This is a genomic window from Lysinibacillus sp. NPDC094403 (genome assembly GCF_050278745.1).
GTDB lineage: Bacteria > Bacillota > Bacilli > Bacillales_A > Planococcaceae > Lysinibacillus.
The window spans coordinates 668,233-680,121 of record NZ_JBNNTL010000001.1 but is presented as its reverse complement, the minus strand read 5'-3'; the positions used below and the strand labels follow the sequence as shown (position 1 = coordinate 680,121).

Sequence of the window (11,889 nt, the reverse complement as noted above, 5' to 3'; positions counted from 1 at the left end):
TTATTATGCATTAATCATTTCATTGGATAATAATTTCCGTAGCTTTAACAGCGCCTTAGAGTGGATTTGTGAAATGCGTGATGTTGATAATTCAAGCATTTCTCCAATTTCTGTTAATGTTAATTCCTCAGTATAAAATAAACTAAGCACCAGCTGCTCCTTATCATTGAGCTTTTGGATATTTTCCGCTAAATCCCCTAGTAGTTCTGACTTAACGACAGCTTGCTCAGGTGTCTTAGTCGTATCATCGCGAATAACAAATGACTTTCCTTCAGTTTCATCTTGATCTTGCTGCTCATTAATGGAAAGTACATTTGAAAAGAAGTGCTCCTGTACAGTTTGGTAAACTTCCTCCACAGGTAAAGCCATATGTTCCGCAAGTTCCTCAGGTGTTACATGACGCATATATTTTTGTTCTAACTGTTCAATCTGTGCATCTAATTTTTTCGCTTTCTCACGTGCAGAACGTGGCAACCAATCTTCCTTACGTAAACCATCAATAATTGCCCCTCTTACTCTAAAAGAAGCATATGTATCAAATTTCAAGTCTCTCTTAATATCAAATTTATTCAACGCGTCAAAAAGACCGACCATACCTAAGCTCGTTAAATCATCTCGCGATACACTCTTTGGTAAACTCGCACCAATGCGTTGTACATGATAAGATACTAGGGAGATATATTTTTTTATTAGTAAATCACCAGCATCTGGATCACGTTCATTTATCCAGCGGTTCCACAGCTTTTGTTCATCGTTCAGAATTGGTTGTGTCATGTAATCCACCTCTCTTAAGAAAAACGCATTTACGCGCCTGTTTGCCACTGTCTTATATTCCCTTTTTGTTTTTTAAGTTCACTCGTTGAGGGTAACAAAGCGCCACTAGCTATGATCCTCTAACATAAAACCAATGTAATTCTTTCCTATATTATAACAAGAATCGACTATAATTTCATTTGTTTCTCCTACTCTATCACAGATTCTTTAAATTTATGTGTCGGGCATTTTTTAGTTTGGATTTAGTCCAAGTTCACTAAGACACCATAAAATTAAAAATATGCAAGAATTAAGATATCTATAAAAAAAGAGCCGCTACTCGCGACTCCCATTTTTAAGCATTATTGACTTGAAGATCATCCTCACGACTCATCATTGTGCGTACAACTTGAGCAATTTCTTCTGAGTTTTCATCTTGAAATTCAACGGTAGAGTTGACCGTCGGTGTTTCTTGATTGTCTTCCTCGCGATTGTCGGATTCGTTTTCTTCATGATCACCTTCACCTACTTCTTCATCACCCTCAGGCGTGAATAAAACGTAGGCAATTAAAAATCTAACAATATACATGACGAAAAACACAATTATTCCCGCCACAAATGACCCTATGATAATTCGTAGTGGTGTATAAGGTTTTAGAAATGTACTAAAAAAATATAGAGAAAAGGCAATTAACGCTCCCCATAGGTTATAAAAAATAGAACCAAACATTATATTTCGCTCACTCCTTGGTTAACCGTTCGAATATGTAATGTAGTCGTCGCAGGATCAAATTCAATTGTTCTACCACTATTACCGCCCGTGTCTTCGGCAACTAAACGAATTCCATGACGCTTCAGCTCATGCTTTACAGCTTCTACATTACGTGGGCCGATGCGCATGGAGTCTTTATCTGAAGTAAATTGAAACATCTGCGCACCACCCGCAATTTTTGCCTTTAGCTTGAATTTTTGAACGCCTTCTAACTTTAATAAGTCAATCATTGCCGCAACACCTGTATCAGCAAATTTAGCCACATTTATTGACTCTTGTCTACCTAAACTCGAATCTGGCAACATCACATGTATTAAACCGGCAATTTTTTTTGATTCATCATATAAAATAACACCTACACAAGATCCAAGACCTGATGTTCTTATCGTATTTGGTAACTTTACTACATCCATTTGTGCAATTCCAACTTTTATAACTTGCCCATTACCACTGTTTAGCATCATCTACGAAACTCCTAATGCTTTAAAAATAGCATCAAATGAGTCTGGATCTGGTAATAAGAAGAAATGGCCTCTTACTGTTTCCTGATCCTCTACACCGTCTTCAAAAATGGATGTGTTTATGACGATAACATTATCGCTAACGTGTGATAATTCAATCAAACCAATACTAATAATGGCACCAAACATGTCGACACTTAGTCCAGGCACAGTTGGATAAATTTTTAAATTTGTAAAATCCGATAATGCCGATAAATAAGAACCAGATAAAATATTACCCATTTCCTGCATAGCTGATAAACCTAACTCTGAAACAGGTCGTTTTCTAAAGTCGAATGATTCATCAAATATGAGACGACGAATAAAACGATTTGCTTGTTCAATTGGCAGGATAAAGAACATACTACCTTCAGCATCACCTTCAATGCGTAGATAGATGCCAACGACGACATTTTCAGATCCTCCAGCAAGCTCCATCATGTCATTAAAGGACACCATTTCAACTTTTGGTACTCGCATATCAATTTTTTTACCAAGTAAATTGGAAAGTGCTGTCGCAGCATGCGCAGCACCTATATTACCGATTTCTTTCAATACATCTAAATGTAGTGATGTAATCTTTTGATTAAATGTCATTATCGATCCCTACTTTAGTGGATTTAGTACTTTCTCTAAATGCAATAAAATTAATAATCGTTTATCTATTTTAGCCACACCTGAAATAAACTCTTCTTCCAGTGAGCCTACTACTTCTGGCTGTGGTTCAATTGCGTTAGCTGGGATATCTAACACATCATTTGCAGAGTCTACAACGAAGCCTACTTCCATATCCTCTAATGAAATAATGATAATACGTGTTGTTTCTTCATGCTCAGAGACAGGTAATTCAAAACGTTCACGTAAATCCACAATTGGTGTTACGACACCGCGAAGGTTTATAACACCTTTTACATATTTCGCCGTTTTCGGTACACGTGTAATATGCATTAGTTTTTCAATCCCTTGTACATGTGACACTGGAATTGCATATTCTTTATCTGCTAATTGAAAAACAATTACTTTAATACTTTCTTGTTCCACTGCGTTTGTCATTGTTTACACCTCTCTTATTCATTCACCTTATTTAATAAGTGCGTTACAATCCACAATTAAGGCTACTTTCCCGTTACCTAAAATTGTTGCACCTGAAATTGCAAAGATATTCGTTAAGTAGTTTCCTAATGACTTCAGCACAATTTCTTGTTGGCCAATGAATGAATCCACAACTAAACCAGCAAGCTTCTCACCTTTTCGAACGATGACCACTGAATGGAATTCGTCATCCTGTGGTTCTTTACGAGGTACCTCAAAGATTTCTTCTAAGAATACTAGTGGAACTACTTTGCCACGGAAGTCGATTACTTTTTGATTATGCGCATTCATTATTTCTGATGAACGGATAATTGAAGTTTCAATAATTGATGAAAGTGGAATTGCATAAATCTCTTTTTCGATTTCTACTAGCATTACAGAAATAATCGATAATGTCAGTGGTAATTGAATCGAGAATACTGAGCCAACATCTTGTGTAGATTCAATTGAAATATTTCCACCCAATGATTCTATTGTTGTTTTAACAACGTCTAATCCAACGCCTCGGCCTGATACGTCAGAAATAACATCTGCCGTCGAGAACCCAGAAGCTAAAATAAGTTCATTGATTTGCTTATCTGACATTGAATATGATTGTTCCTGTGTAACAATACCTTTAGAAATAGCTTTCGCTAGTACTTTTTCACGGTTAATACCTGCTCCATCATCTTCAATTTCAATAAAGACATAGTTACCACTATGATAAGCACGAAGTACAACTGTTCCTTCTTCCGGCTTACCTTTTGCAAGGCGAGCTGTAGGATTTTCAATACCGTGGTCAACAGAATTACGAATTAAATGAACAAGTGGATCCCCAATTTCATCAATTACTGTACGATCTAGTTCTGTTTCAGCACCAATAATTTCAAGGTTAATTTTCTTGTTTAAATCACGAGATAACTGACGAATCATTTTCGGGAAGCGATTGAATACTGTTTCTACAGGAACCATACGCATCGTTAAAATAATTGTTTGTAAATCACCCATGACGCGGCTCATGCGCTCCACAGTTTCATTTAACTCTCCATGGTTAACTTCAGTTGAAATAGATTGTAATCGTCCTCGATCTATAACAAGCTCTTCAAATAAGTTCATCAAAATATCAAGTCGCTCGATATTAACACGAATTGTTTTATTACCAACAGGCGCATGGCTCTTATCAGTCTTAGCAGGCGCTGCTGCTTTTGCAGGTGTAGATGCTGCAGTATTTTTTTCAGGTGCAGTAGCAGGTTGAGCCTCAACTTCTACCGTTGCTGTAGCTGCTACTTCTTGAATTGCTGGTTCTTTTTCACTATGTTGCTTTTGTTCAATAGTTGTGACAATCACTTCTTCGACTTCTGAAACTTTCATAATCTTTTTCTGCATATCTTCAGCAGATTCTTTTGTTACGAGGGCTACGTAAAATTGTTGGTCAAACTGTTCGTCTTCAAGCTTTTCTACAGATGGATTTGATTTAATAACATCCCCATCTTTTTCTAATATTTCAAACACCATGAATACACGCGCAGCTTTTAACAGACAGTCCTCACGTAGTTTCACTGAAATTTCAAATGCATTGAAACCTTGTTCAGCAGATTGTGCAATAACTGTTTGTTCAAAACTGTCATACTCTAAAACACTCGCTACAGCAGTAGCTGGTTTCCCAATAGTTGCGACAATTACTTTTTCAACTTCTGAAACTTTCATAATCTTATTCTTCATATCTTCAGCAGATTCTTTTGTTACGAAAGCTACGTAAAATTGTTGATCGAACTGTTCGTCTTCAAGCTTTTCTACAGATGGGTTTGATTTAATAACATCTCCATATTTCTCTAAAATCTCAAACACCATAAATACTCGTGCTGCTTTTAAAAGACAGTCCTCACGTAATTTCACTGAAATTTCGAATGCATTGAAACCTTGTTCAGCAGATTGTGAAATAACTGTTTGTTCAAAGCCGTCATACTCTAACATACTTGCTACAGCAGTAACTGGTGTCTCAGTAGTTGCTACTACTTCAGGAATCGCATACTCACCTAATTCAATACGCTTTAATTGAGCAACAGTTGAAGATACATCACGTTTTCCATCTCCGCCATTCGCAATGTCCATCACCATTTCTTCTAGATGGTCTACAGACTCGAAGACAACATCTAAAATTTCAGGAGATACATGGATTTTCTCATTTCGGATCGCATCCAACACATTTTCCATTTTATGAGTTAAATCTGCTAAATCTTCAAAGCCCATTGTCGCAGACATACCTTTTAATGTATGCGCAGAGCGGAAAATTTCTCCAACAATCGCCAAATCGTCTGGATTTTTTTCTAGTTCTAATAAATGTTCACTACACGCTTGTAAATGGTCTTTACTTTCTTCGATAAACATCTCTAAATATTGATTGACTTCCATAAGAGGACACCCCTTTAAGGCAAATATTTCATTATTGTTTGTGCAATATCATCTACATCTGCTACTTCATCGACAAGCTGGGTTTCCACTGCTGCTTTCGGCATACCATACACTATGCAAGTTTCAGCTGACTCAGCGATTGCAATCACATTACCAGTACTTTTTAGTGCTTTTAGTCCGTTTGTGCCATCATGGCCCATACCTGTCATAATTACTGCCACTTTATCAAAATCTTTAAATTGGCTCACATCTTCAAACATCACATCTACTGAAGGGCGATGTCCAGATCTAGGTGGTTCATTATTATCAAGAACTATGCCAAAGGAGGTACCTACTTTTCTAAGTTTTAAATGATACCCACCAGGTGCAATATACGCCACTCCATTTTGGAGAATATCTCCTTGCTCAGCTTCCTTTACGGTAATCTCACTCAATTGGTCCAAACGAGTAGCTAGAGATTTTGTAAATCCTGCTGGCATATGCTGGACAATTAAAATTGGTGCTTGAATTGATTTTGGGATTTTTGTTATTACTTCTTGTAATGCTCTAGGTCCGCCAGTGGAAGTCCCAATCAGTACAATTTTCCGGCCTACTTTATTCCATTCCACATGTGGCTTTGATAATTCTGCCCTTGTAGGGAAAGCATTGACAGGAGGAGTCACCCTGCCTTCACTAAATGATTCTCTTCTAATGGTACTCGCTATTAATGTATGTTCTTGTTGTCTTCTACTACCAGAAGGTTTCTTTAATTTTGAAATAGATACCAATGATGCTTGTTCAACCTTGTGGACAAGTTCGGTTTGGATTTTATGTAAATCAAGAGAAATTGTTCCGCTCGGCTTCGCGACAAAATCTACTGCCCCAAGTTCAATTGCTGATAAAGCATTTTCTGCTCCTCGTTGAGTTGTACTAGAGAGCATAACAACAGGTACTGGACATATAGTCATGATTTCTTTTAAAGCATCAAGCCCATTCATTTCAGGCATCTCAATATCCATTGTCACAACTGTTGGCTGCAATGTTTGAATCTTTTTTATCGCATCTTTCCCATTTCGTGCTGTTCCAACTACTTCAACCTTCGAGTTGCCAACAAAAAAGTCACTAATTAGCTTTCTCATAAAAGCAGAATCATCAACAACTAATAGCTTGCTTTTATGTAAAAAGTCCAATTAATCACGTCCTTTCGAAAAAATACTTCTTAATTTAGTTAAGAATTTACCCGCTGACTGATCATGTGCATGAACTTCCTCCGCACGGTGTTCCATAAAACGCGCCACTATAAGTTGAAGTGTCTTTGAAATAAGTGCGTCTGGATAAGCAAGTGAAAATGGTACTTGCTCACGCACAGCCTTACGCACAACAGAATCTTCAGGTAATGAGCCTAATATCGTAACCTCTTTGTCCAAAAAACGTTTCATCGTAAGTTTTAGTCGTTCATTGGTTTCCATACCTTCTTCTTTACTATAAGCTCGGTTACAAAGTATATAAAATTGCTTGTCCGCATCTCGCATATGAATGTATTTCATCATTGAATATGCATCTGTTATAGAAGTTGGCTCTGCTGTTGATAAAACAATGATTTCATCAATAGAGGTTAATAAATCTAATGACCAGTTAGTAGCTCCTGCTCCCATATCAAATAAGATGTAATCAAAGCTTTTTTGAAGCTGCTCAAATGCTTGAATGAGTCGTTCAAACATAACCTCTGACCATTCTAAGACACCCGACATACCGGATCCCCCAGCAATATACTTTAAATCGTAAGGACCTTCAAATATTACTTCATCCAGTAACTTATTTCCTTCCAAGTAATCTTTTAAACTATAAGAAACATTTTTTCCAATTAAAATATTGATATTGCCCATACCAATATCCATATCAACAATTACAACTTTTTTCCCTTTATTGGCTAATGTAGTTGCAAAATTCATTGAGAAGTTACTTTTACCGACCCCGCCTTTGCCACTTACAACCGCTATAGCCCTACCTAATTCGCCCTGCTGTTTCAACATTTTCAAGCGTAATGCTTCAGCTTGGTCTCTCATTTTTCTTCACCTTGGAAAAATAAATTTAGTACTACTTCTAGATCAGCTTCCTCAATATCCTCTGGTACTTCTTGACCATCTGTATAGTAAGCAAGTCCTTTATTATATTTAATCATTAAATTGATCATTGTGCCAATAGAATTTGTTTCATCAATCTTTGTAAAAATGAATTTTTCAATTGGTAATTGCTTAAATTGCTCCACAATGTTTGCCATATCCTTTTCTTTCGTTGTCATAGCAAGTACTAAAAAGGACTCTGCTTGATCATCAAATTTTATGAGGCGCTGTAAATCGTCTACATATTTTACCTCTTTATAATTACGGCCTGCTGTATCTATAAACACTAAATCTAAATGGGCCAATCTTTGGATTGCTTGTTCAAAATCTGTTGCATTATAGGCAATTTCGACAGGAGCCTGCAATAGTCCTGCATACGTTTTTAATTGCTCAATTGCGGCAATTCGGTAAGTATCCGTCGTAATAAATCCTATTTTTTTCTTTTTTTCTAAAACTGCTCTAGCTGCCATTTTAGCAATTGTCGTAGTTTTTCCGACACCCGTTGGCCCTAAAACATTAATGTATTTTTTTTCATAGGATATTCCCCCAACTGGGAGATCCTCTAGTTCTTTGCGCAATAAATTTTTCGTAATCATCTTACATTGAGAAAAATTGATTTCTGACGCTTCTCTGAAATGCGTAAAAAGCTCATCACCAACCGTTGTGATGAGCTCCTCACTTAGCTCCTGCTGTCTTAAGTATTCAATGAAGGGTAAGAGTTCATCAGGATATTGATCTCGGATAGTCTTCTTATGCATGGAATGCATTAAAGATTTTAAATCTGCAATTTCCTTCATCAAATCTTCAGAAATGCCAGTTTCCTCGTGTAAGGGCGCATCATTCTGTGGCTGCACTTGGTGTATTTTAGCTTGCACAGCACTCGTAATCTCTTGTAACCTTGCATTTTCTTTTTTAGGTGTTGTAATTTGTGAAGCTGCGGGTGCTGGAGCCACATTACTTGGCTCCATTGAATCAATCCCTGCAACAACCTCAAAACTTTTCTTTTTAATGATTCCAAAAAATTTTTTTGTAATTACTACTTTTGAATTCAAAATGACAGCGTCCTCACCTAATTCAGCACGAACAAGCTTCATCGCTTCTGGTATGGAGGATGCATAATATTTTTTCATTTTCATTCAACACTCACCACCCCAACACTTTGAATTTCAACCGTAGCGTCAAGTTCATTGTATGATAGAACTGGAATTTGCGGGAAATAACGCTCCGTTAGTTGGCGTAAATACATACGAACTGCTGGAGAGCATAAGATAATAGCAGATTGTTCCATAAAGGAAACGCGTTCTACTTCTGCAGCAATGGTCTCTAAGATCGTTTGAGAATCTTGTGGGTCCATCGCTAAGTAATTTCCGTGATCAGTTTGTTGAATACTATCAGCAATCATTTTCTCAACTCTACCCGAAACAGTTATAACCTTCAACGATGAGTTATCCCCTACATATTGAGACGTAATCTGGCGCGCCAATGCTTGACGGACATACTCAGTTAATATATCGGTATCGCTCGTTAATTTTGCATAGTCTGCTAGCGTCTCAAAAATAATTGGTAGGTTTCTAACTGAAACATTTTCTCGTAAAAGTTTACCCAGTACTTTTTGAATTTCTCCTGTTGATAACGGTGTAGGTGTCAATTCTTCTACTAAAATTGGATGCGTTTCGCGTAAATGATCGATTAACTGCTTCGTCTCTTGACGACCAAGTAATTCATAAGCATTTGCACGAATCATTTCCGTTAAGTGAGTTGACACGACGCTCGGTGGGTCAACAACTGTGTAACCGAACATTTCGGCATCCTCTTTAACTTGCTCAGTAATCCACTTTGCAGGTAGGCCAAATGATGGTTCAACTGTGTCAATACCTTCGATAGAATCATCATCACCTGGACTCATTGCTAAATAATGATCAAGTAGAAGTTCACCTCGTGCCATTTCGTTACCCTTTATTTTAATTCGATATTCATTTGGTTGTAACTGAATATTATCTCGAATACGGACAACAGGAATGACAATCCCTAATTCTAATGCTAACTGACGACGTATCATAATGACTCGATCTAATAAATCGCCGCCTTGAGCAGCATCTACTAACGGTATTAAACCATAGCCAAATTCAAACTCAATTGGGTCCACATTTAATAAATTCACAACATTTTCAGGGCTCTTCATGCCATCTGTTGCCACTTCTTCCTCAATTTCAAGTAATTCGTCTTCATCCTCTGGTTTCTTACGATCCATCATATAAGCACCAGTAATTAGTGCAATACCAATTGGAAGTGTAATCCAATTAGGTATTGGCGTAAATAATCCTAGTAAAACAATTGTTCCACCTGCTACATAAAGCAGTTTCGCTTGGGCAAAAAGCTGCCCTGTAATATCTTCGCCAAGACTTCCCTTAGAAGATGCACGTGTTACGACAATCCCTGTCGCTGTAGAGATAAGTAGCGCAGGAATTTGTGAGACAATACCATCCCCAACTGTTAACTTAGAAAAATGATTTGCTGCATCTGCAAATGAAAGACCCATCTGCGCAACTCCGATGATGATACCAAATAATAAGTTGATAATAACCATGACCATTGAGGCAATGGCATCCCCTTTTACGAATTTTGTGGCACCATCCATCGCTCCATAGAAGTCCGCTTCGCCCGATACTTTATCTCGTCGCTCACGTGCTTCCCGCTCAGAAATAACTCCTGCATTTAAGTCAGCATCAATACTCATTTGTTTACCCGGCATCGCATCCAGTGTGAAACGTGCTGCTACTTCTGCTACACGCTCCGCTCCTTTTGTAATAACGATAAACTGAATTAACACAAGAATTAAGAATATAACTAAACCAACTAGTACATTTCCGCCGACTACAAAATCACCAAACGTTTCAACTACAGCACCAGCATCACCATTTGCTAAAATGGCACGTGTTGTTGAAACGCCCAGTCCGAGTCGGAACAGAGTTAACAATAATATAACTGAGGGAAAAATAGAAAAATCTAACGCTTCCTTCATACTCATTGCTGTTAAAAGTACTATTAATCCTAATGTAATATTAATGACGATTAAGAAACTTAACATCCACGGAGGAAGAGGAATGACGAGCATCGCAACGATTAAAATAACCGCACCTAAAACCCCTATATCGCGAACTTTCATTTGTGTCCCTCCTACTAAAAGCTTTAAATTTTCCGCTTAATTCGATAAACATAAGCAAGCACTTCTGCTATTGCTTTGAAAAACTCTTCTGGTACTTGATCGCCGATTTCTACTTGATCGTACATTGCTCGTGCTAATGGTCTATTTTCAACCATAATCACATCATGTTCTTTCGCAATCAGCTTAATTTTTTGAGCGATAAAGTCTGTCCCCTTAGCAACGATGCGTGGGGCATCCATATTTTCCTCATCATACTTGAGGGCAATCGCATAGTGAGTTGGGTTTGTTATGACAACATCTGCGCTTGGAATCTCTGACATCATTCGACGCATCGCCATTTCGCGTTGGCGTTGTTTGATTTTCGATTTTATCAGCGGATCTCCCTCACTATTTTTATATTCATCTTTAATATCTTGCTTAGACATTTTAAGATTTTTTTCGTAATCATGTTTTTGATACATCCAGTCTAAAAAGGATACACAAAGTAAAACGAGGGAAGCCGCAATTCCCATCATACCAACAAGCTTACCTACTGTAATAAGAGTCACCCATGGGCTTTTAAAGGATAACGCCAAAACCTCTGGCAAATTTGTCCAAACTATAATAGTCGTAACGCCACCGATGAATCCAATCTTTAACACTGACTTTAAAAGCTCTATAATGGCTTTAACAGAAAATATTTTTTTTAACCCTTTTATTGGGTCCATCTTTTTCAAATCAAACTTCATCGGCTCCATTGTAAATAGAAAGCCAAATTGTATGAAGTTACCTGCCAATGCTCCAACAAAGGCAATTCCCATAATTGGACCAACGATAAAAGCCATTTGCACTAATGTTTCTGTAAATAGGTGCATCACACTATCGATTGTTAGTGTTTCTATACGTATGTTATTAATAAAAGTTTGCCTAAAAAAAGCTAAAACATCGTCCCGCAGTGAACCAGCAAAGAAGAATAAAAAGATAAATACCATGAGCATGACAATCGCACTGGAAATATCCTGACTTTTGACAACCTGCCCTTTTTTTCGAGCATCTTGTCGTTTTTTAGGCGTCGCTCTTTCCGTTTTTTCTCCCGCAAAATACTGTAAATCTAATTCCAGCAGTAGCAACATT

11 protein-coding genes are annotated in these 11,889 nt (G+C 37.5%); all 11 read right to left on the bottom strand.

Going from position 1 to position 11,889, the window contains the following annotated elements:
- Positions 1 to 3: 3 nt before the first annotated feature.
- Positions 4 to 774: a FliA/WhiG family RNA polymerase sigma factor gene (locus tag ACQKMV_RS03060; protein WP_427423813.1), complete on the bottom strand. Its 771-nt coding sequence runs from the start codon at positions 772 to 774 to the stop codon at positions 4 to 6.
- A gap of 334 nt (positions 775 to 1,108) precedes the next feature.
- Positions 1,109 to 1,483, bottom strand: coding sequence for a hypothetical protein (locus tag ACQKMV_RS03055; protein WP_427502306.1), 375 nt, complete (start codon positions 1,481 to 1,483; stop codon positions 1,109 to 1,111).
- Positions 1,483 to 1,989: a chemotaxis protein CheD gene (locus ACQKMV_RS03050; protein ID WP_427423811.1), complete on the bottom strand. Its 507-nt coding sequence runs from the start codon at positions 1,987 to 1,989 to the stop codon at positions 1,483 to 1,485. The genes ACQKMV_RS03055 and ACQKMV_RS03050 overlap by 1 nt, the downstream gene beginning before the upstream one ends.
- A complete protein-coding gene (locus ACQKMV_RS03045; RefSeq protein WP_427423810.1) occupies positions 1,990 to 2,622 on the bottom strand; it encodes a chemotaxis protein CheC in 633 nt (210 codons plus the stop codon). It lies immediately after the preceding gene.
- A gap of 9 nt (positions 2,623 to 2,631) precedes the next feature.
- Positions 2,632 to 3,078 (bottom strand): chemotaxis protein CheW, encoded by a 447-nt coding sequence (locus ACQKMV_RS03040; RefSeq protein ID WP_427502305.1) that lies wholly within the window; start codon positions 3,076 to 3,078, stop codon positions 2,632 to 2,634.
- Between the two features lie 27 nt (positions 3,079 to 3,105).
- Entirely contained in the window at positions 3,106 to 5,508 is a 2,403-nt protein-coding gene (locus ACQKMV_RS03035) for a chemotaxis protein CheW (RefSeq protein WP_427502304.1), read from the bottom strand.
- Between the two features lie 14 nt (positions 5,509 to 5,522).
- Positions 5,523 to 6,677: a protein-glutamate methylesterase/protein-glutamine glutaminase gene (locus ACQKMV_RS03030; protein WP_427502303.1), complete on the bottom strand. Its 1,155-nt coding sequence runs from the start codon at positions 6,675 to 6,677 to the stop codon at positions 5,523 to 5,525.
- Positions 6,678 to 7,553, bottom strand: a complete 876-nt coding sequence (locus ACQKMV_RS03025) for a MinD/ParA family protein (RefSeq protein WP_427423806.1) — start codon at positions 7,551 to 7,553, stop codon at positions 6,678 to 6,680.
- Positions 7,550 to 8,746, bottom strand: coding sequence for a flagellar biosynthesis protein FlhF (gene flhF, locus ACQKMV_RS03020; RefSeq protein ID WP_427502302.1), 1,197 nt, complete (start codon positions 8,744 to 8,746; stop codon positions 7,550 to 7,552). The genes ACQKMV_RS03025 and flhF overlap by 4 nt, the downstream gene beginning before the upstream one ends.
- Positions 8,743 to 10,776, bottom strand: coding sequence for a flagellar biosynthesis protein FlhA (gene flhA / locus ACQKMV_RS03015; protein ID WP_427502301.1), 2,034 nt, complete (start codon positions 10,774 to 10,776; stop codon positions 8,743 to 8,745). The genes flhF and flhA overlap by 4 nt, the downstream gene beginning before the upstream one ends.
- A gap of 23 nt (positions 10,777 to 10,799) precedes the next feature.
- Entirely contained in the window at positions 10,800 to 11,888 is a 1,089-nt protein-coding gene (flhB, locus tag ACQKMV_RS03010; RefSeq protein ID WP_427502300.1) for a flagellar biosynthesis protein FlhB, read from the bottom strand.
- Position 11,889: the final 1 nt, after the last annotated feature.